Source organism: Pseudomonas sp. Marseille-Q5115, assembly GCF_916618905.1.
Lineage (GTDB): Bacteria > Pseudomonadota > Gammaproteobacteria > Pseudomonadales > Pseudomonadaceae > Aquipseudomonas > Aquipseudomonas japonica_A.
The window spans coordinates 78,097-98,967 of the sequence record NZ_CAKAKI010000003.1; the positions used below are offsets into that span (position 1 = coordinate 78,097).

Annotated in this window: 13 protein-coding genes and 3 pseudogenes; 10 read left to right on the plus strand and 6 right to left on the minus strand. The window is 55.4% G+C overall.

Going from position 1 to position 20,871, the window contains the following annotated elements; genetic code table 11:
- Window positions 1–33 precede the first annotated feature (33 nt).
- Entirely contained in the window at window positions 34–1,791 is a 1,758-nt protein-coding gene (locus LG385_RS24905) for a hypothetical protein (RefSeq protein ID WP_225776498.1), read from the plus strand.
- Window positions 1,792–1,890: 99 nt separating this feature from the next.
- On the opposite strand, the gene LG385_RS24910 is transcribed toward LG385_RS24905, so the two are convergent.
- Window positions 1,891–2,253, minus strand: coding sequence for a histone-like nucleoid-structuring protein, MvaT/MvaU family (locus tag LG385_RS24910; RefSeq protein WP_225776511.1), 363 nt, complete (start codon window positions 2,251–2,253; stop codon window positions 1,891–1,893).
- A gap of 466 nt (window positions 2,254–2,719) precedes the next feature.
- On the opposite strand from LG385_RS24910, the gene LG385_RS24915 reads away from it, so the two are divergent.
- The 6 genes from LG385_RS24915 to LG385_RS24940 all read left to right on the plus strand — a co-directional run bounded on the left by LG385_RS24915 (window position 2,720) and on the right by LG385_RS24940 (window position 12,701).
- A complete protein-coding gene (locus tag LG385_RS24915) occupies window positions 2,720–3,142 on the plus strand; it encodes a hypothetical protein (protein WP_225776499.1) in 423 nt (140 codons plus the stop codon).
- Window positions 3,143–3,537: 395 nt separating this feature from the next.
- Complete coding sequence (locus LG385_RS24920) at window positions 3,538–3,741, plus strand: hypothetical protein (protein WP_225776500.1); 204 nt, start codon at window positions 3,538–3,540, stop codon at window positions 3,739–3,741.
- Window positions 3,728–7,021, plus strand: coding sequence for a helicase-related protein (locus LG385_RS24925; protein WP_225776501.1), 3,294 nt, complete (start codon window positions 3,728–3,730; stop codon window positions 7,019–7,021). The genes LG385_RS24920 and LG385_RS24925 overlap by 14 nt, the downstream gene beginning before the upstream one ends.
- On the plus strand, window positions 7,018–7,707 hold the full coding sequence (locus tag LG385_RS24930) for a DUF4391 domain-containing protein (protein ID WP_225776502.1): 690 nt from the start codon (window positions 7,018–7,020) through the stop codon (window positions 7,705–7,707). The genes LG385_RS24925 and LG385_RS24930 overlap by 4 nt, the downstream gene beginning before the upstream one ends.
- A 19-nt stretch (window positions 7,708–7,726) precedes the next feature.
- Window positions 7,727–9,613, plus strand: a complete 1,887-nt coding sequence (locus tag LG385_RS24935) for a site-specific DNA-methyltransferase (protein ID WP_225776503.1) — start codon at window positions 7,727–7,729, stop codon at window positions 9,611–9,613.
- Between the two features lie 10 nt (window positions 9,614–9,623).
- Entirely contained in the window at window positions 9,624–12,701 is a 3,078-nt protein-coding gene (locus LG385_RS24940) for a type III restriction-modification system endonuclease (protein WP_225776504.1), read from the plus strand.
- Window positions 12,702–13,104: 403 nt separating this feature from the next.
- Here LG385_RS24940 and LG385_RS24945 read toward each other — a convergent pair whose 3' ends face one another.
- Window positions 13,105–14,076, minus strand: a complete 972-nt coding sequence (locus tag LG385_RS24945; RefSeq protein ID WP_225776505.1) for a DNA-binding protein — start codon at window positions 14,074–14,076, stop codon at window positions 13,105–13,107.
- Between the two features lie 315 nt (window positions 14,077–14,391).
- Here LG385_RS24945 and LG385_RS24950 point away from each other — a divergent pair, with 315 nt between their 5' ends.
- Both LG385_RS24950 and LG385_RS24955 read left to right on the plus strand, forming a co-directional pair.
- Window positions 14,392–15,033 carry a hypothetical protein gene (locus LG385_RS24950; protein WP_225776506.1) on the plus strand — a complete coding sequence of 214 codons (642 nt, stop codon included), beginning with the start codon at window positions 14,392–14,394 and terminating at the stop codon, window positions 15,031–15,033.
- Window positions 15,033–16,190, plus strand: a complete 1,158-nt coding sequence (locus LG385_RS24955) for a tyrosine-type recombinase/integrase (protein WP_225776507.1) — start codon at window positions 15,033–15,035, stop codon at window positions 16,188–16,190. Before LG385_RS24950 ends, LG385_RS24955 begins: the two co-directional genes overlap by 1 nt.
- 38 nt (window positions 16,191–16,228) lie before the next feature.
- Here the strand turns inward: LG385_RS24955 and LG385_RS24960 are convergent.
- Window positions 16,229–17,082, minus strand: a pseudogene (locus LG385_RS24960) (IS5 family transposase).
- A gap of 56 nt (window positions 17,083–17,138) precedes the next feature.
- On the minus strand, window positions 17,139–17,345 hold the full coding sequence (locus LG385_RS24965; RefSeq protein ID WP_412548525.1) for a hypothetical protein: 207 nt from the start codon (window positions 17,343–17,345) through the stop codon (window positions 17,139–17,141).
- A 224-nt stretch (window positions 17,346–17,569) separates the two neighbouring features.
- On the opposite strand from LG385_RS24965, the gene LG385_RS24970 reads away from it, so the two are divergent.
- Window positions 17,570–18,709 (plus strand): glutathione-independent formaldehyde dehydrogenase, encoded by a 1,140-nt coding sequence (locus LG385_RS24970; RefSeq protein ID WP_124528254.1) that lies wholly within the window; start codon window positions 17,570–17,572, stop codon window positions 18,707–18,709.
- A gap of 677 nt (window positions 18,710–19,386) precedes the next feature.
- On the opposite strand, the pseudogene LG385_RS24975 reads toward LG385_RS24970, so the two are convergent.
- Window positions 19,387–20,084: pseudogene (locus LG385_RS24975) on the minus strand (HAD family hydrolase).
- Window positions 20,085–20,154: 70 nt separating this feature from the next.
- Window positions 20,155–20,871 (minus strand): annotated as a pseudogene (locus LG385_RS24980) (IS5 family transposase); the annotation flags it as partial.

Below are 20,871 nucleotides of genomic sequence, written 5' to 3' on the forward strand. Positions count from 1 at the left end.
TTCTTAGCATACGGAACGCCAAGGAGTCGGAGCATGGTTGATATGGCTGCATTGATCAGGGCATTACCCGTTTCGGCACTTGAGCCGAACAAGATGGCATACATCAAAGGGATTATCGGCACGCCTGAGGATCAGGCGTGGCAGGAGAGCATTGTCCTTATCGAGCCCACAGCCGGGCGGCGTATCCCCTACATTGATCCTCTCGAAACGCTGGAAAAATTGTTACGTGGCCACGGTCGCCCGCATGAGCTCGCCCGACCGCATGCGAAGGAGATGGTGGTCAGGATGCGCAAGGAGATAGCGGATGAATGCTGGGTCAACTTCTTGGACAGTCTCGAACCGGAGTCTCCTGAATGTCTGTCGGTGGCAGATTTCCTGCTATGGCTTCGTGAGGAGCAGAGCCCCTGGAAACACGAGGGAGCGGCCCCGAAGCCTGGCATTGCAGACAACCGTGAACTGGCTTTCGAACAGCGCCCGGTGGCGGCCGAAATACTTGACTACATCGAACAAGCAGCGCAGGTCGCGGCTTCAGTGCCAATGTTTCGCGGCCCGGACAACTGGGAAGAACCATGGTCCTTGGAAAGCCTGCCTGCCCTGCCCTCTGCCTGGACCATGATCGAGTATGTGCCTGGAGCACTCTGGACGGATATCGACTGCCGGAACGATTGGAAACGTGGCGATAACCCGTTCCAGCAGTGGCGTAAGTCCATGCGCCCTGTAGTGCAGGAACTGGAAAAGACGCTGGGGGTATCGGTTTACCACTTCACGGACTTCGACTGCGAAGCCAGTGGCGATGTTGGGCATCGCTTCCTGATCCTGCACTGGTGCTGCACGTTCAGGCCGGCTTCCGCCTTCGTGAGCTACCTGCTGAAGATCAGCGGGGCGGATACCGTAGAGGTACTCAAGGAGGCGCTTGTTGACCCCGCCAGCTACAACCCGGAGCTGTTTCACGGCGAACCTTTCGGCCAGCTCGAAGCGCTACCCTGCCGCTTCGAATACCTGCCACCGGACCAGCAAAGGAATGTCGTCCTGCAGTTTTCCACTTTTCCGGCACGCGCGGTAGCCGAGTCGATAATGGCAGAGAAAATCAACGCATGTGTGTGGGTGGTTGCACCCAGGGAATTCTTTACCAAGGGCTGGATAAAGCAGGCGAGGCGCTATTGCCGGTACCAGGGTGGGCATTATCTGGATGAGGACACGTTGAAGGAAAGCCCCCTGGAAATTCTGCTGCACGCCGATGAGCTGTATGTGATTGCAGATAAGCCGTCCGCTCGCGAAAGTTTCGATCTGAAACTGTCACAGGGGGCAGAAGATCTGCTGCAGCTGGCACTCGAGCTAGGCATTGATGCCGCTTATATAAACATTGACCGTAGCAGGCTGATGAATCCGGAACCATACCTCGAAAAGTCCGGCGCAGTTGCTCGTGTCGCTGCTGCCGGGGCGGAACGGGCAGCGTATACCCATCAGCTCGAGGTACTGAATCTCGACAATGACTATTTTTCAAGCGCCTTGTGGACCCGGGGTGGGATGGTGCCCTATGACTACGTCGAATTGCCATTTCCGCTGCTAAAGCGCCTTGCCGCCTGGCAGGAGGATTTCAACCTCAACGAGCGGCCATATGATGACAGCGGAAGCGCCAGCGATGAGTGGTGGGAACAGCATGAGCTGGAAGCCATCGAGCTTGCCAAGGCCCTTCAAGCCGTTGTGGCCCCCACTGTCGTCCAGCTCTGGCGTTTGGAGGGGTGGACGAGCATCGACCAAATCATCCGTACGAAAAGCAATGATTCATGACATGAGATGAATAGGCAAATCAGGCAATGTTTTCAAAGCTGTAATGGCCGCCAGACGGCCATCTAGTTAGCAGTGCAGACGTCGAGGCTCTCACCCTGCTTACTGTTGAACCCAGCTTTCAACTTCTTCTGCACCAAATCGGGCCTTCCAGGCCCCCAGAAGCTTGTGGTTCCCGCCTTTGCTTTCCACGATTTCCCCTGTCAGCGGGTTCCTGTAGCGCTTCACAACCCGGGCCTTGCGTGTGCGTTTTGCAGGTACTGCGGACGCAGGCTGCGCCGACTGGGGGTCAAGCAAGGCTCTAACATCACGAAGACTTTTGCCATATTCGCCCAGCAGCGAGCGCAACTGCTGTTCGAATTCGAGCTCCTTTTGCAGTTCCGGCTTGTCCTGTAGCCATGCAAGCAATGACCTTTGTTCCGCCAGCTTGCGCTCGAGCTCACGGTATTCACCCAGCTTTGACATCATTCGCCCCTTCACAGTGATTCATCATTCTATCTTGTGTGTTCGCAGCGGCGAAGACCACCTGTGTCCCATATGGCGGCAGAGGTCCAGATGCTGGCCAAAAATTGAAGCGGTGGCAATCAGCGGTTTCAAAGGCTATCCCGATAGCCCTCTTACCCGCTTGCCTCGGTCCGCAGCCCAAATCTTGTTCTCGAGGACGATGAACAAACGAGGCGTGGGGAAGCCGATCGGTACATCAAGGTAGGCCAGCTCGCGGGCAACCTTCACCTGAACGTCAGGAGTCGATTCCAGCACAGCCTGGAGAGTGCCAGGTCTACGCTGCGGCGTCGTGAAAGCGTCTCAACCACCGCGCTAAAGCTCGCGCTCTATCAGCCGATAAGCCAGCGAACTTAGTGAGGAATGCAGTCTATTCCACCCTGTGATCAACATCATCTCCCCGCCACCTTAGCAACCAGAAGAATTCCTAATGGACGAATCGTTCTCTCCCACTCGAAAGCGCTCGAAGAAGCCAACGCTGTTCCTCGCCATTGACATGTGGGGCATTGAAGGTGAATACGGTGATGGAAACTGGCATGAGCTGCTTCGCCAGTTTGCATTGGACTGGGCGGTTGCGCATCCGGATCAGCCAGCAGCGACGCTCTGGTCAAGCGTTCAGCCATGCACTCTTTTCCCCAATGGGTCTTCCTGCTATGTGGCCGGAAGCTCCAAGCTGCCAGAAGCGTTCCTGCAGCAATTGGAACGTTTGCTTCGCTCGAAGCTGGGAAATCACGCCTGCATCGGTGGCGAGGTCCAGGTCAATGTGGATGAATGGCGGGTGTATCTGCACTTTGAGCGCGGCGAGGTTTGGGAGCCTTATGACGGCTTCGACTGGCGCATTTTGCAAGGCTAATTTAAGCCCGCCCAGCACGGCACTGGGCTGCGGTGGAGTACAGCCCTCTCCCGGGGCCGTCCGTAGCGTTATGCCCGCCATCGCTACAGAAATAGCACCGGGTTCCTCAAAGGTGTCTTCACATCGGATGAAGGCTCCGCGGACTTGTTTCCCCAACATTGCCACCTTTTTCTAGAAAGGCATACTCCCTGTTCCCCCATACTCAAGGCGTAGCAGACGATAGTGAAGCGTGCTGGATGCGCTTTTGCCTAGCAGACACAGCGCGACCAAAGACCGAGGCAATCTTTCGCCTCACTTTCCTTTAAGGCAGTTTTTCGGCCTCGTGGACGAGAGTTTGTGCTATTAATTCATGGCAAAGCGCAGTACATTTGCAGGACAAAATCCAGGACTGCCTCATGAAACGCCCAAAGGACGAAACTTTGTCCATCCGCACGACGGCAGATATCAAGCAGCTGTTGCGGATGGCTGCCGAAAAAGAGCACCGCTCCATCGCCTCAATGATGGAGGTTCTGATCCTGAACTACGCGCAGAAGAATGGCTTCACAGCTGATGCGCAGCCGGCGGACGGAGTGAAGAAGGGAAGCGATGGAACTCATTGATAATATCAGTCGCCTCCTTGGCGACGACCTAAAGCAGACGCTCAGGCCCGGAGCGCGATTGAAGATCGCTGCGTCCTGCTTTTCGATGTATGCCTTCGAGGCTCTGAAGGCGGAGATGGAGAATATCGAAGAACTGAACTTCATCTTCACGTCACCGACCTTCGTTGCCAACGAAGTCACCGACAAAATCCGCAAGGAGCGTCGGGAGTTCCATATTCCAAAGGTGGATCGCGAACGTAGCCTGTACGGTAGCGAGTTTGAAATCCAGCTGCGCAACAAGCTGACCCAGCGCGCAATTGCCAAGGAGTGTGCAGACTGGATGCGGCTCAAGGCCCGTTTCAAGAGCAACCGGACTCAGGCCCCTATGCAGCAGTTCGCCTGCGTGCAGTCTCGCGCTGGCGACACGGCTGATACTGCTTACATGCCGTTGCATGGCTTCACAGCAGTTGACCTTGGCTACCAGCAAGGCAATGCCGTGTCGAACCTCGTCAACAAGATGAATGAGCCGACCTTTGCTGCTACCTACCTCAGCTTGTTCGATCAGATCTGGAACGACCCGGAGAAATTGGAAGATGTGACGCAGCAAATCTGCGAGCACATCGCCTCGGTCTACCAAGAAAACTCCCCCGAAAGCGCCTACTTCCTGATGCTATACAATATCTTCAGCGATTTCTTGGACAATATTGACGAGGACGTACTCCCCAATGATCGTATCGGCTACCAAGACACGCTGGTCTGGCAGAAGCTCTTCAACTATCAGAAGGATGCCGCGACCGGCATCATCAACAAGCTGGAGACCTACAGCGGCTGCATCCTGGCCGACAGCGTTGGCTTGGGCAAGACCTTCACTGCGTTGGCAGTAATCAAGTATTACGAACTGCGGAACAAGTCGGTGCTAGTGCTGTGTCCTAAGAAGCTAGCCGGTAACTGGTTGACCTATAACAGCCCGCTCAAAACCAATATCTTCGCGGCAGATCGCCTCAGTTACCGTGTTTTGTGCCATACAGATTTGGGGCGCACCCGAGGTGAGTCGTTCGGTCTACCTTTAAACAATGTGAACTGGGGTGGTTTCGACCTCGTAGTCATCGACGAATCGCACAATTTTCGCAACAACGATGCCAACAAGGACAAGGAAACGCGCTACCAGAAGCTGATGAACAAGGTCATCAGGGAAGGCGTGAAGACCAAAGTGCTGATGCTCTCAGCCACCCCGGTCAACAACCGCTTTGCCGATCTGCGCAACCAGCTGGCTTTGGCCTACGAAGGTGATTCCGAAAATCTCAGCAAGAAGCTCAAGATCACCAAGAGCGTGGAAGAAACTTTCCGGAGCGCACAGGCTGCCTTCACCGTATGGTCGAAGCTGCCGCCAGAGGAGCGCACTGCTCGCGCTATCCTGGATTCGCTGGATTTTGATTTCTTCGAGCTACTGGACAGTGTGACCATCGCTCGCTCCCGCAAGCATATCCAGACCTTCTACGACACGAAGGACATCGGCCAATTCCCGGAGCGTCGCAAGCCGCTTTCCTTCCATTGCCCGCTGACCCAGCGCTCGGACGTATTGGACTTCAACGAGATTTTCGAGCAACTGTCCCTGCTCAAATTGTGCGTGTACACCCCAGCAGGCTACATCCTTCAAAGCCGGGTCAAGAAGTACATCGACCTGTACAACGCGCAATCGGGTGACAAGAAGGAAAACCTCAGCCTATACGGTCGCGAGAAGGGCTTACAGGCTCTGATGACCACGAACCTGCTCAAGCGCTTGGAAAGCTCCATCGAATCGTTCCGGCTCACGTTGCAGTCGCTGCGTGGCAACCACGCCAACACGCTGGCGACCACCCGAAGCTTCAACGAAGGCGGTGGTGTCGCCACTGGTTCCTCCGAGGTGGCTGACCTCACCGACGTATTGGAAAATCTGGACGCAGAAGACGACGATCTGTCGATGCTGAACGGCGGCGAGGTCGGCGGCAAGGTTAAGATCAGTTTAGCTGACATGGACTTGCCCTCCTGGGAGCATGACCTGACCGTTGATCTGGAGATCATCGATGCCCTGCTGGCCTCAATGAACAAGATCACCCCCGAGGACGACGCCAAGCTGCAGCACCTCAAGGAACTTGTGCTGGAAAAGATCGCCAACCCGATAAACCCCGGCAATAAGAAAATCATCATCTTCTCGGCTTTCGCAGATACCGCGGATTACCTCTACGCCAACCTTGCGCCGGAGCTGCTGGCTCAGCAGCAACTCCACAGTGCCAAGGTCACGGGGACCGGCTCGCCCAAATCTACGCTCAAGAAAAGCTACGACTTCCAGGAGCTGCTGACCTTGTTTTCGCCGCGCTCCAAGTCGAAGGCTCAAGTGCTTCCACAGGAGCCAGCAGAGATCGATCTATTGATCGGCACGGACTGCATATCCGAGGGCCAGAACCTTCAGGATTGCGATTACCTGATCAATTACGACATCCACTGGAACCCGGTGCGTATCATCCAGCGTTTTGGGCGTGTTGACCGCATTGGCTCGGCCAACACCAGCATCCAATTGGTGAACTACTGGCCCGACATCTCGCTTGACGAGTACATTAACCTGAAAGAGCGAGTTGAGAGCCGGATGATGATCGCCGACGTGACGGCCACAGGCGACGACAACGTGCTTTCTGCGCAGGCTAACGATGTCACCTACCGCAAGGAACAGTTGCGCCGCTTGCAGGAAGAAGTGATCGAGCTGGAAGACCTGAAAACCGGCGTGTCGATTACCGATCTGGGGCTCAACGACTTCCGTATGGACTTGCTCAATTATGTGAAGATACATGGCGAGCCCAGCCATGCGCCTAATGGAATGCATGCCGTAGTTCCCGCCAATCCCAGCTTGGGCCTGGAGCCAGGTGTGATCTTTACGTTGCGCAACCGTAACCCGGCGTTGAACGTCAACCAGCACAACCGGCTGCACCCGTACTACCTCATCTACATCGGGCGCGACGGCCAGGTGATCAACGATCACACCGAGGTCAAGCGCCTTCTGGATCTCGTGCGCAGTGGCTGCAAGGGCCGCCCCCAGCCAATTTCCATGGCTTGCCAAGCCTTCAATAAGGAGACGAACGACGGCAGGAACATGTGGCTCTACTCCGAGCTCCTGAGCAAGACTATCCGCTCCATGATCGAGGTGAAGGAAGAAAGAGATCTGGACAGCCTGTTCAGCGGGGGCAAAACTACGGCACTGACCAACACCATCAATGGCCTGGATGATTTCGAACTCATCACCTTCCTTGTGATCCAGGAGGCTGGATGAGCGGCGCCGCGACTTCGGCCAAGCACTCGGCCCTGATCAACTACCCCAAGCAGGCCGCGTTCGGGCGTGTGCTGCCCAAGAACAAGATTTACGAACACAGCGGGGCCAACACGCGCTTGAAAGACTTGTTCGTGGAGCAGGTCGAGCAGATCGTCTGGCAGTACAAGCTCGCACCGGAAACCATCAATCTGCCCCCGAAGCCGGGCGTACCGGAAGTGCAAGTTTTCCGCATCGCGCTGAAGACGCTAGAGCTGTCCGTCGATGTATTAAAGTGCATTGATGGGGCCGTGCACTTCCCCATCCTGTTCGAGTTGGAACACGAGGGCAAGATCAAGGTCATCGCTGCTCACAAGCGCCCCAGTGAAGCGGATGCCAGCAAATGGGTGGTCAGCGATTACTTTTCGACCGCATGGAAACCGGCCAATAGTGAGCGCAGTGACCTGCCGATGGTCCTGGACTTGGCAGGGCTCTACGAGACCCTGCTGCAGCGGCTGATTCCATTAGCTCCACGTGCCCAGGAAAGCTTTGCTGCCTTAGTGAAGCGTCTGGAGGGTGTGACGACCAAGCAGCGCGAAATTGATAAGGTCCGCGCCAAGCTGGCGAAGGAAAAGCAATTCAATCGCAAAGTGGAAATCAACGCCATTTTGCGTCAACTGAACAACGAACTTGAGGAACTGAGCCACTGAAGTCGATGGCCAGAGGAATATGGACAAACTGAAAATGCATTCTACCGATCTGACGCAAGACAACATAGCTCGCATTCGTGAGCTGTTCCCCGGCTGTGTGACCGAGGCTAAAGCCGAGGACGGATACGTGAAGTTGGCCGTGGATTTTGATCAACTGCGCCAAGAGTTATCAGGATCAGTCGTTGAAGGGCCGCAGGAACGCTACCACCTGAATTGGCCGGGCAAGCGCGAGGCGCTGCTGACGGCCAATACGCCAATTGCCAAAACGCTGCGCCCTTGCCGCGAAGAAAGCCTGGACTTCGATACCACCAAAAATTTGTTCATCGAAGGTGATAACCTTGACGCGCTTAAGCTGTTGCAGGAGAACTATCTCGGCAAGATTAAGATGATCTATATCGATCCGCCATATAACACTGGAAATGATTTTATTTATGCGGATAACTTTTCCGAGGGTGTGGAAAGCTTCTTGTTGCGTTCAAGCCAAAAAGATGAGCAAGGAAATAGACTGGTAGCCAATACCGTTGCAAATGGAAGATTCCATTCCGACTGGCTTTCAATGATTTTTCCAAGACTGAAGCTTGCAAGGAATCTCCTCTCCGAAGAGGGGATTATCTTTATCAGCATCGACGAAAATGAAGTTTCAAATCTTAAAGCGCTTTGCGATGAAGTATTTGGGTCAGATAACTGCAAAGGAATTGTGTCGAGGCCAACAGGTACCCCAAGTGGCCAAGGTTACAATATTTTAGTTAACGAAATTGACTACATTCTTGTCTATTCAAAATCTTCTAGCGGAAAACTCCTTGGTACCCCATTTTCCGGACAAGATGAAAAAATTTATGATCAGCAGGATAATTTTGGAAAATATCTTACTAGGACGCTGAGAAAAACAGGTGGTGAGGATAGGCGAGAGGATCGCCCTACCATGTATTATGGTGTTGAAGCTCCAGATGGTTCGTTAGTCTTTCCCATGGGTCCTACAGGATACGAAAGCCGGTGGCGATGCGGCGAGGATACTTATAAAGACCTGCTTAAACAAAACCGAATTGAATGGAAAAAAGGCGCCGATGGGTGGAAACCATACCAAAAGTTTTATCTTGAAGGACGTCTCAAGCAACCATCTAATCTCTGGCAAGGTTTAGAGGGGAATAAGAAGGCGAGCTTGACGATCAAGGATTTATTTAACGGAAAAGTTTTTGATACACCGAAACCCGTAGGGCTGATAGAGCATTGTCTAAAAATATCGACACACCAAGACGACTTGGTTCTTGATTTCTTCGCGGGATCTTCCACTACCGCTCACGCTGTTTTGTCGCTTAACGCTCAAGATGGCGGCCATCGGCGATTCATTATGGTTCAGCTCCCAGAAAAATGCGATGAGTCGTCAGAGGCTTATAAAGCGGGCTACATGAATATTTCGGATATTGGAAAGGATCGAATTCGAAAGGCGGGAAAGCAGTTTTCCCAAGGGGTATTATCTGAAGACCAGTCAATAGACATTGGGTTCCGTGTATTAAAGGTTGGCGCGTCAAACATGGCAGCTGTATTCTATGCGCCCGACGATTTTGATAAAGGGCAAATAGACTTTCTGGTAGACAACATAAAATCGGATCGCTCGGCGGAAGACCTGCTGTTCCAAGTGATGCTGGACTGGGGGATTGACTTGGCTTTGCCCATTGCCAAAAAAACCATTTACGGAAAGGAAGTCCTTTTCGTCGATGGTGATGTGCTAGTCGCCTGCTTTGATGCCCATGGCGGCATCGATGAAGGCTTCGTCAAGGAACTTGCCAAGCATCAGCCTCTGCGCGTGGTTTTCCGCGATGCGGGCTTTAGGGACAGTGCCGTTAAGATCAACGTCGAACAAATTTTCAAGTCGCTCTCGCCTTCTACCGAAGTGAAATGCATCTAAGGGATAGGCGATGAAACTGAAATTCAAGACGCACTCCTACCAAACCGCTGCCGTTCACGCAGTGGTGAATTGCTTTAAGGGTCAAATTCCGCAGCATGGCGGGGTTCGCTATCGCCTGGACACTGGCATGAAAAAGGCGGCAACGACGAACCCTCAATCTGCTCTCGATCTCAACACTGAAACGGTAGCTGACCAAGAGGCTGCTTTCCGCAACGCCGACGTAACCTTGCTCGAGTCTACCTTGCTGGACAACATCCAGCAGGTGCAGCGCTTGCAGAACCTGCCGGTATCTACCGAGCTGGCCAAGACCAAGGTCAGCAAGCTCAATCTCGACATCGAGATGGAAACCGGCACGGGCAAGACCTACTGCTACATCAAGACGATCTTCGAGCTGAACAAGCAGTACGGCTGGAGCAAGTTCATCATTGTCGTGCCCAGCATCGCCATCCGTGAAGGGGTGGCGAAGTCGCTGGAAATCACGGCAGATCACTTCCTGGAGACGTACCAGAAGAAGGCCCGCTTCTTTATCTACAGCTCCAAGGCGCTGCATCATCTGGAGAGTTTTTCCTCCGACGCGGGCATCAATGTGATGGTGATCAATGTGCAGGCCTTCAATGCGACCGGCAAGGATAACCGCCGCATTTACGAAGCCTTGGACGACTTCCAGTCACGCAAGCCAATCGATGTGATTAGCGCCAATCGCCCCATCCTCATTCTGGACGAACCCCAGAAGATGGAAGGCGGCAAGACGTTGGACTCGCTGATTAATTTCAAGCCATTGATGGTGTTGCGCTACTCCGCCACCCACAAGACCACACACAACAAGATTCACCGCCTTGACGCGCTGGACGCCTACAATCAGAAGCTGGTCAAGAAGATTGCTGTACGCGGCATCTCGGTCAAGGGCTTGGACGGCACCAATGCTTACCTCTACCTTCAAGGCATAGATGTTTCCACCAGGAAGCCGCCTGAGGCACGTGTGGAGTTCGAGCAGAAGCTTGCCAGTGGCCAGATCAAGCGAGTGGTACGCAAGCTTTCCAAGGGCGACAACCTCTTTGTATTATCGAACGAACTGGACCAGTACCGTGGCTATGTGGTGTCTGACATCAACGCCATCATTGACACCCTGAGCTTTACTAATGGCGTTGAGCTGCAGGTGGGCGAAGTAGACGGCGATGTTAACGAAGCCGCGCTGCGCCGCATCCAGATTAGGGAAGCAATCAAGGCACATTTCGACAAGGAGCGGGAGCTCTTCCAGCGGGGCATCAAGGTGCTAACGCTGTTCTTCATCGATGAAGTCGCCAAGTATCGCGACTACAGCGCTCCCGACGAGAAGGGCGAGTACGCCCGCGTGTTCGAAGAGGAATACCAGCTCTACCTGAACGAAGAGCTGGATCTGGACGAAGCGCCCTACATCAAGCACCTCAAGGGCATCGCAGTCTCGAAGACCCACAGCGGCTATTTCTCAATCGACAAGAAAACCAAAAGATTGGCTGACCCTGATGTAGAGAAACGGGGCGAAAACGCCGGTCTGTCGAATGATGCTGACGCCTATGACTTGATCCTGAAGGACAAGGAGCGTCTGTTATCCCTGAGCGAGCCCGTGCGTTTCATCTTCTCGCATTCGGCCCTGCGTGAAGGCTGGGACAACCCGAACGTGTTTGTCATCTGTGCCCTCAAACACAGCGACAACACGATTTCACGCCGTCAGGAAGTGGGCCGTGGCTTGCGTCTCTCGGTGAACCAGCACGGCGACCGGATGGATCACTCATCCATCGTTCACGACATCAACGTGCTGACCGTTGTGGCGAGTGAGAGCTACAAGGATTTCGTTGCCGCCCTGCAGAAGGACATCAGCGAATCCCTGTCGGCTCGTCCGCGTGTGGCCGACAAGGCTTACTTCACCGGCAAGATACTCAACACCACGGAAGGCCCGATCACGGTTTCCGACGATCAAGCCACGGACATCGAGTTCTACCTGATCGCGAATGGTTACGTTGATAAGAAGCGCAACATCACAGAGAAGTACCATCAGTCCAAGAAGGACGGCACGCTGGAAGCGTTGCCGGACGAACTGCTGCCGCACGCCGAGCAGGTTTTCCAGCTGATCGACGGCGTGTTCAGCGAAAGCCAGATCATCCAGCCTGAGGATGGCCGCAAGGCGAAAAAGCTGGAGCCCAACGCCAACTTCGAAAAACAGGAATTCAAGGAGCTTTGGGCCAGAATTAATCGCAAGGCAGCCTACAGCGTGCAGTTCGATTCCGAGGAGCTTGTCGCCAAGGCAGTCAGAGCCCTGGATGAGCATCTGCGCGTGACGCCATTGCAGTACACCATTCAAAGTGGTGAGCAATCTGCACAGGTCACTTATGACGGCGTCAAGAACGGCGACGCCTTCGTGCTGAAGGCGACAGAGACAGAGCAAAACACTCACTCCATCCATTCAGCGGTGAAGTACGACTTGATTGGAAAACTGGCCGAAGGTACGCAGCTCACGCGGCGTACCGTGGCAGACATCCTGCGCGGCATCAATGTGGCCGTGTTTGCCCAGTTCAAGACCAACCCCGAGAGCTTCATCGCCGAAGCGGTTCGGTTGATCAATGAGCAGAAGGCAACGGTGATGATCGAGCACCTCGCCTACGACCCCGTAGCCGATCAGTTTGACCTGGACATCTTCACGTCAGGGCAGACCAAGCAGGATTTCAGCAAGGCCGGGGACAAGCTCCAGCGCCACATCTACGACTACGTGCTGACCGATTCCAATATTGAGCGCGATTTCGTGAAGGAGCTGGATACCAGCACAGATGTGGTCGTCTATGCCAAGCTGCCTCGTGGCTTCCTGATTCCGACCCCTGTAGGAGATTATAATCCGGATTGGGCTATCTCCTTCAAGGAAGGGGCTATCAAACACGTATACTTCGTGGCAGAGACCAAGGGTTCCATGTCATCGATGCATCTCACGCCCATTGAGCAGACCAAGATCGACTGCGCTCGCAGGTTCTTCGACGAGATTAACAAAAAGTTTGCGCCTGAAAATGTGAAGTACGACGTGGTGAACAGCTTCGACAAGCTTATGGAGTTGGTTAAGTAATCCGTGCTGAATAAATGATGAATGGGGCGGGTTGACCGCCCCTAAATCTATTTTGCGCTATATAATGTTGTAGCTGATAGGCAGTTCGCTCGATACACATGCTTGTATTACTGAGCTGAGGCATAAATGCCTTCTCCACCTTCCGTTTCTTCGCCGCGGCCGCAGGCGGCACGATGACCACGTGCGTAGGCGTAGGCGCCTCTGCGGCGCCAAACAGGGCACGGCGCATTTCTTCTTAGGTCAGGTCGTTCATGGCTGTCTCAATGTGTTGACTCTTCAGCGTGGCGCAGCGCCGGCGCACAGTCAGCGGCGATCATAGACTGCTTCAGGTTCGGTTGAACGGTGCTTCAGCGAGCTACTTTCTTTATTTCACCGATATCCAGCTTCACACCAAATCCCTGGCTCACCCCTGCCCTTCCGCTTTCGCTTGCAACAGCGCTTCATACCGGGCCTCGAGCCGTTCATGGGCCTTCTGCAGCTGCTGCAGCTGCGCAGCAGCACTGTCGGCCTGCGCACGGAACCCGGCGCTTTCCTCCTTGGCCTCCGAACGTTGTACCCGTAGCCGATCGACCATGTCGCGACTCTGCGCCAGTTCACGGGTGAGCCGTTCGGTCTCCAGCCGGGCGGCATCGCGGACGCGGCTGGTTTCCTTCATCAGGTGGTTGGAGGTGCTCTCGAAGATGTCCGCCTGGCGGCTTACCTCGGCGCGCAGCGCAGCGTTTTCCTCGGCGTGCACCGCCTGCAGGCGGCTGAGCTCGGCGGCATGTGTCGCGGCGAAGCGTTGTTGCTCTTCCTGGTGCGCGGCCTGCAGGCGGGCCAGCTCTTCATTGTGCCGTTGCCCTTGTTGCTGCTGTTGGCTCATGACTTCGCGCAGCTCGGCCTGCAGTTCGTCGCTCTGCGCCTGCGCGCGGTTCAGCTGCTCACTCAACCGCTGCACTTGGTCGGTCAGCAAAGCGATCTGCCGCTCCTGGTCCGCAATCCGTCCCGTGGCCTGCTCCGCTTCCATCCGCGCTTCGGCGGCCTCCCGCTGCGCCTGCTCGGCCACCTGCTGGTAGTGCGATCGCTCGATCGCATAGGCTGCGGTGGCTTCGTTCAGCGCCACGTCCCACACCGCGTCCAGCGCCTGGCCCACCGCCTCGGGAATGCCCGGCCGTTTCAATCGCGCATTCAGCAGCGGCCCGGTGCGCGCCCAGAACTGCTTTACCTCGTCCCCCACCACGTTCGGCGAGGCGCTGACGCCATGGTCTTCGAGGATTCGCGCACGGATGGCGGTCACCGACACCTCGGCACCGGCCTCGAGCAGCTGCCCCGCGTAATGTCGCACCAGATCACGGGTTTTCGGCAGGCCACTGCGGGTGGCAGAAGGTGTATTCACGAAAGTGCTCCAGGGTGACGGGTTGAAGAACTTTTTAATCTGCCCGGTTTTGCAGGGCCTAACCCCTGTTTTAGGCGCCAGACGGTCCAAAACGACAAAAAACGGAGCGCTTTCATTCGATTATATATCTACTGCAAGTAATATGAAAAATATCCTCAATTCAAAAAATTCGTGATTACCTCCCATTATCACGAATTTTTTGCCGGTGACAGGTCAAGCGGGTAAGCTTGGCGGTAGCCAGGCTCGCCGCTGTCCAGCGACAGGCTCTGCTCCATCTTAATGAATTCAATCGGTTAACAAGGACAAACTTGCGCTGTGGATCAAGTCGTCAGCGGCCTCGCATTGCTCTGTCCATCGCGGCTGAGCCCGTCGGAGTTCAAGGCGCTGATTCGTCAGCGCGGATGGCGCATGGCCGACGCGGCCGTGCGCTGGAACGTGCGACCTGAAACGCTGAGCCGGGTCGCGGCCGACCCTTCCCGGGAAACGCGGTGGGATGACCTGGTGCGCGCCCTGCCCCAGTTGACTCGCCGCGAGCGGGCCGCGGCCACGGCGGCGCGCCTGGCGCTCCATCCGCCGCGGCCACGGGCTCGTGTCGGGGTTGCGGAGGTGGACAGTCCGGCGATGAATCCCTCCCCTCCTGCATCGCCACCGGCACCGCTGTCCTGGGCCGCTGACGAGGACGAGGATCTGGACGACTCGGCCTATGGGACCAACGGTTTCCGTTACCGGGGGTATGTGGGGGTGCGTTCGGAGCTGATCGTGGTCCGGGAGATCGGCAGCTTTGCGTCGGAGGGGGCGGTGCTGGTTGTCAGCGATACCCGGTTGGGGGTGAACGCGCACGCGGAGCCGCAGGAGGAGTACTGCTGCGAAGCGCCCAGCGGCCTCCTGCAGTGGCTCACCCCCGATCAAATGGATGACTGGGTGGTCTCCACGGGCAAGACCCGGAGCGCGTACTGATGACCGAGGTGCTGACTGTTGCCAGCAGTGATCCGATCGATTTTCAGCAGACCGTTGCGCTCGAGCAGGTACAGGTACCCGGGGCGCACCGCGGCGCGAATGCCCTCCCCGACCTCATCCAGGCGCGGTCCGATATCGAGGCCGCCGCCATCTGGCTCGAGGCCACGACCGACAATCCCAAGACCCGCCGCGCGATGCGCAAGGAAGTCGAGCGTTTTATCCTCTGGGCGCTGCATGTCCGCGGTAAGCAGCTGTCCCAGGTCGGCGTGATGGACGTACGCGCGTACGTGCGCTTCCTGCAGGACCCGCAGCCGGCCGGCGTGTGGGTGTCCACCGTCAAGCGGCCGCGGCAGCACCCGGAATGGCGACCCTTCGCGGGGCCGCTGAGCCCTGTCTCACAGCGGTACGCGCTGGTACAGCTGGGCAGTCTGTACAGCTGGATGGTCAAGGGCGGGTGGCTCAAGGGCAACCCGGTCGCGCTGGTAAAGAAGCCGACGGCGCCGACCGATCCGGGCATTCAGCGCCTGTTGCCACCGGAAGGGATTGCGCTGGCGTTCGAGGCCATCGCGGCGACCAAAAGCCCGCTCAAGCGGGCGCGGGATCATTTCATGCTGAGCCTGTTCTACCTCACCGGGCTGCGCACCTTCGAGGCAACCACGGCCGACATGCGCACGTTGCGCCGTTCGGCCAGCGGCCAGTGGTGGCTGCTGGTGCATGGCAAACGCAACAAGCGGCGGGAGGTACCGATTCCGGAAGCGCTCTATGAGGAGCTCGGGCGGTACAGGGCCGTCTTTGGTCTGCCGGGGGCAATTGCTGCAGACGAGGACACACCGCTGCTGATGGCCGCCAACAGCAAGCGCAAGCGGGCCAGCAACAGCACCGTACTGAAAGCCATGATCGACCTGATGATGCGGGCTGCGGACCTGGCCCGCGCGGGCGAGCAGCTTGAGCTGGCCGAGCGGCTGGCGGAAGCCACCACCCACTGGCTGCGGCATTCCTGTTTCAGTCACCTCGCTCAGGCCACGGGAGATCTTGTCATGGTGCGCTCCCTGGCCGGACACGCGCGCCTGGACACGACGAGCCGCTATCTCCATGCCGAGGCAGATCATATGCACGCTCAAGTCAGCCAAGCGCTGACGATACCCGCTATTGATTGATGAGCAAAGGTTAATTGGCAGGCTGTTTCCCTCAACTCCTAGGCTCTGTACGTAAAGTATTGTCGCAAGCACCGCATAGCGCAGGCCAATGAGACCATCGCCGCAAAACTTGTTGCGAGCTTGTCGAAGCGCGTCACGATGCGACGGTTCTCCTTCAGCCAGCCAAACATGCGTTCGATGATGTTGCGCTGCCGATATTTGGGGCGATCAAAAAGTCGAGGCAATCCTGGCTTGGTTTTGCGCTTCATGCTTCGCAACGGAATGACTGGCTGCATGCGATAACGATCACAATACTGGCGCAGCGCTTCAGCGTCGTAACCCTTGTCAGCCAGCAACCAGCGGCAACGCTTGCGTGGGCGACCGCGCAGGCTGGGTATGCAAGCCTGATCGAGTAGCGGTTGGGCATAGGCTATATCGCTGGCTTGTCCGCCTGACAACAGGAAACGCAGAGGCACACCATTGGCGTCGCACAGCATGTGAATCTTGGTCGTCAGGCCACCCCGGCTGCGCCCGAGCGCGTGGTCTTGCGGTTCTTCAAATCCCCTTTTTTCCCGGCACCTGATGAGGCCCGGGTTGCTCGTACGGCAGTGGAGTCGATCATCCATGTTTCCAAGTCAATCAAACCCTGCTCATTCAATCGGATATGAAGACGCTTGAGCATCTGATCAAAAGCTCCGCAATCACGCCATCCCCGGAACCGTTGATAGATCGTTGACCAAGGGCCGAATCGTTCGGGCATGTCTCGCCAGGCTGCGCCAGAGCAAAGCACCCAGAGAATACCGTTTAGCATCAGGCGATCATCGGTCCGAGGGCGCCCGGTGCGCTGATTTTTGGTGAAGATATCTGCAACCAGATCCCAGGCTGCGTCGGGAAGTTCATACCGCTTTGCCATCTTGGCCTCCTGGCTTTAATGGCGGTGTATTTTACAGAAAATCGTATTTCTTGGGTTTACGTACAGAGCCTAAAGTTCTTTTTACAACCGCGCAAGTTCATCGAACAGAGGCAGATCTGCAGTACGATCAATGCATAGGCCCCGGCGTAAGCACCCCAAATGACCCACAGAACATTACTCAAAATGAAACAGAAGAACCCCGCCATTCTTCTCGCGGGACGTTGAGAGCCAATAAGCCACGCGGCGATAACCGTCACTGCCATAGCTGGCCACTGCACCCAATCCAGATAACTCAAGTCAACCCCTCAATCTCTTATCGATTTAAAAGAGAGAGATTCAATGGCGAATAATTCAGATTTTTTGGGCGACATTTGGAATGTACCGTTCGTCAGACATGGATCGAATTTCTTGAACATACGTGCTCCCTCGGACACATTAAACATGTGCTGACGAAAATTCCCTTTCGTCTTGCTTCTGGGAGAATGCAATGAAAGCCATCGTTTACAACGGCCCTCGTGACGTTAGTGTGCAAAATGTGCCGGACGCCAAAATCGAAAAACCTACCGACGCTCTGGTGCGAGTGACTGCCACAAACATCTGCGGATCTGATCTGCACATGTACGAAGGCCGTACTTCTTTTGAAACGGGCAGAGTGTTTGGCCATGAGAATCTGGGCGAGGTCATCGAAGTAGGCTCCGGCGTAGATCGGGTCAAGGTAGGAGATCTGGTATGCCTGCCATTCAACATCGGCTGCGGCTTTTGCGAAAACTGTGAAAAAGGCCTGACGGGGTTTTGCCTGACCGCTAACCCCGGCAGCGCGGGTGCGGCCTATGGGTTCGCTGACATGGGCCCGTATCAGGGGGGGCAGGCTGAACTACTTCGAGTGCCTTATGCAGACTTCAACTGCCTGGTGTTGCCCGAGGACGCGCAAGAACGTGAAGAAGATTACGTCATGCTCTCCGACATCTTCCCGACTGGTTGGCATGCAACCGAGTTGGCAGGCCTCCTTCCCGGGGAAAGTATTGCCATCTACGGCGCCGGCCCAGTTGGTTTGATGGCTGCCCACTCGGCCATGATCAAGGGTGCCTCTCAGGTGTTCGTAGTCGATAATCATCCTGACCGCTTGAAGCTTGCTGCTCAAATGGGCGCTACGCCCATCAACTCGCTTGAGAAAGAGGCGGTGGATCAGATCTTGAACTTGACCCATGGCAAGGGCACTGATCGCGGTTGCGAGTGCGTGGGTTATCAGTGCTGCGACCGCCATGGTCATGAAGCTAATCACCTGACCATGAACAACCTTGTCGCTTCGACCAAAGCGACCGGAGGCATCGGCGTCGTAGGTGTGTTCGTACCGCAAGACCCAGGAGCCAAAAATGAGCTGGCTAAGGAAGGCAAGATGGCTTTCGATTTCGGCGCTTTCTGGTTCAAGGGGCAGCAGATTCGAACGGGCCAAGCCAACGTCAAAGTCTACAACCGTCGCCTGGCTGAGCTAATCCACCATGGCCGAGCAAAACCTTCTCAGATCATCTCCCACCGCCTCAAGCTTGCCGAGGGCCCAGATGCCTATAAGCACTTCGACGCACGTGACGATGGCTGGACGAAGGTTGTACTCAAGCCAGCAGCTTAAACGCCAACCTCCGGTTTCGCCGGCTCCCTTTGGGCCGGCCTCTTCAGTAGAAAAGATTCAACAGCTAGCAGGAGAATGATCATGAAAAAGCTATCTATGTGCTTATGTCTATGCAGTGTATTCATGCTTCATGGATGCTTTGACAACGCGGATAACGCCACGAAAGACAATTCCAGTGGCACCAAGTCTTCTGTCCAAATGCAGGAAGGAAAGTCTGACGAGAATAAGTAGGGCAGCTAGGCGGCCCAGGTAGGAGTGAACATCCTGGGCCAGAGATAACTACAACAATAAATGGTGATCGAGATGAATTGCCTAATTTGTGTGGGAGCTGCACAACGCGTCATGTGCGACGGCCCGTGGGAAGAGCGTGACTGTCCGGTGTGCGGTCGGTATCGAATATCAGACGAGCTGATTCTCGCGTTGATGGATCAAGGGCAGATTTTCGATGTGCTTAAAGTCAGGGGCTGGCTAGATACGCGGCGAACTGAAGGTTTCCTGCCCTGCATCCAAAGTTCTGAAGGGCTACTGGTTACCGTTGTCGAGCCTACTTTAACGCCTGCGCAAGTGAAGTGAGTTTCAGTACGGCGCTGGGGGCTGCACTCTCCCAAAGCATCGAAATGTTATCGGCGAAACGCATGAATCTGCTGATAAAAAGCCCTGACGGTGATTATCGAAAATCAAGGTCGGGATGCTATTTCCTCAAAATGCTGCAATAGGTCTTGAGGATCCTCGTACACCCTCAGGGCTCCCGCTCTTTCTAGCTCGCTAATATCGTAGCCGCCGGAGAGCAAGCCCACACCTGTCGCTTTGCACCGCCTTGCTGCAAGCATGTCCCATATGGCGTCTCCAACCACTAAGCAGTCCTCAATGGGTCTCTTGAGCTTTTGCGCTGCGGCAAGGAAAAGATCTGGATCAGGCTTTCCATATTTGACATCGTCGCGGGTGATTATATTAATGTCGTTGATGTCTAAACCCAGCGCCTTTAAATTGATCTTGGCTGTAGAAACACCACCACTGGTTGCGATGCACCACTGTATATTTTCGTGGGTGAGCGTATTTAGTAGCTCGACTGAACCTGGGAGTGCCGTTATTTGGCTTTTGAGGGCCTCATACGCAGCCGCATGCTTTTTACTTAAGATTCTTCCTTGCTCGTCAGTAATTTCTACACCCGTTTCACGGGACAAGGTTTTTAACATCAGCCCTCCGCTCATACCAATCTTCCGATGAATACGCCGTGTGTGTGTGTGTGTGTGTGTGTCATGGCCAGCGGGATATTCTCGGAATCGAGTGCCTCTTTCCATGCGGCTACGTTCTGGTACACGCTGTCGGTCAGCGTGCCATCAAGGTCGAATATAAAAGATGTTTGGGGTCGCATGAGTATCCTCCAAGTTAATTAGAGCGGGCGCTATGGGTATATTGTTCGGGGCATGCGAGTAAATCGTCACCTAGGCTCTGTACGTAAAGTATTGTCGCAAGCACCGCATAGCGCAGGCCAATGAGACCATCGCCGCAAAACTTGTTGCGAGCTTGTCGAAGCGCGTCACGATGCGACGGTTCTCCTTCAGCCAGCCAAACATGCGTTCGATGATGTTGCGCTGCCGATATTTGGGGCGATCAAAAAGTCGAGGCAATCCTGGCTTGGTTTTGCGCTTCATGCTTCGCAACGGAATGACTGGCTGCATGCGATAACGATCACAATACTGGCGCAGCGCTTCAGCGTCGTAACCCTTGTCAGCCAGCAACCAGCGGCAACGCTTGCGTGGGCGACCGCGCAGGCTGGGTATGCAAGCCTGATCGAGTAGCGGTTGGGCATAGGCTATATCGCTGGCTTGTCCGCCTGACAACAGGAAACGCAGAGGCACACCATTGGCGTCGCACAGCATGTGAATCTTGGTCGTCAGGCCACCCCGGCTGCGCCCGAGCGCGTGGTCTTGCGGTTCTTCAAATCCCCTTTTTTCCCGGCACCTGATGAGGCCCGGGTTGCTCGTACGGCAGTGGAGTCGATCATCCATGTTTCCAAGTCAATCAAACCCTGCTCATTCAATCGGATATGAAGACGCTTGAGCATCTGATCAAAAGCTCCGCAATCACGCCATCCCCGGAACCGTTGATAGATCGTTGACCAAGGGCCGAATCGTTCGGGCATGTCTCGCCAGGCTGCG

What these genes read in the sequence shown, in the direction of transcription:
- LG385_RS24930 (WP_225776502.1), top strand. Translation starts at nt 7,018, where the DNA reads ATGAGCGGCGCCGCGACTTCGGCCAAGCACTCGGCCCTGATCAACTAC.
- LG385_RS24940 (WP_225776504.1), top strand. Translation starts at nt 9,624, where the DNA reads ATGAAACTGAAATTCAAGACGCACTCCTACCAAACCGCTGCCGTTCAC.
- LG385_RS24925 (WP_225776501.1), top strand. Translation starts at nt 3,728, where the DNA reads ATGGAACTCATTGATAATATCAGTCGCCTCCTTGGCGACGACCTAAAG.
- LG385_RS24955 (WP_225776507.1), top strand. Translation starts at nt 15,033, where the DNA reads ATGACCGAGGTGCTGACTGTTGCCAGCAGTGATCCGATCGATTTTCAG.
- LG385_RS24965 (WP_412548525.1), bottom strand. Translation starts at nt 17,345, where the DNA reads ATGGCAGTGACGGTTATCGCCGCGTGGCTTATTGGCTCTCAACGTCCC.
- LG385_RS24920 (WP_225776500.1), top strand. Translation starts at nt 3,538, where the DNA reads ATGAAACGCCCAAAGGACGAAACTTTGTCCATCCGCACGACGGCAGAT.
- LG385_RS24905 (WP_225776498.1), top strand. Translation starts at nt 34, where the DNA reads ATGGTTGATATGGCTGCATTGATCAGGGCATTACCCGTTTCGGCACTT.
- LG385_RS24935 (WP_225776503.1), top strand. Translation starts at nt 7,727, where the DNA reads ATGGACAAACTGAAAATGCATTCTACCGATCTGACGCAAGACAACATA.
- LG385_RS24970 (WP_124528254.1), top strand. Translation starts at nt 17,570, where the DNA reads ATGAAAGCCATCGTTTACAACGGCCCTCGTGACGTTAGTGTGCAAAAT.
- LG385_RS24915 (WP_225776499.1), top strand. Translation starts at nt 2,720, where the DNA reads ATGGACGAATCGTTCTCTCCCACTCGAAAGCGCTCGAAGAAGCCAACG.
- LG385_RS24910 (WP_225776511.1), bottom strand. Translation starts at nt 2,253, where the DNA reads ATGTCAAAGCTGGGTGAATACCGTGAGCTCGAGCGCAAGCTGGCGGAA.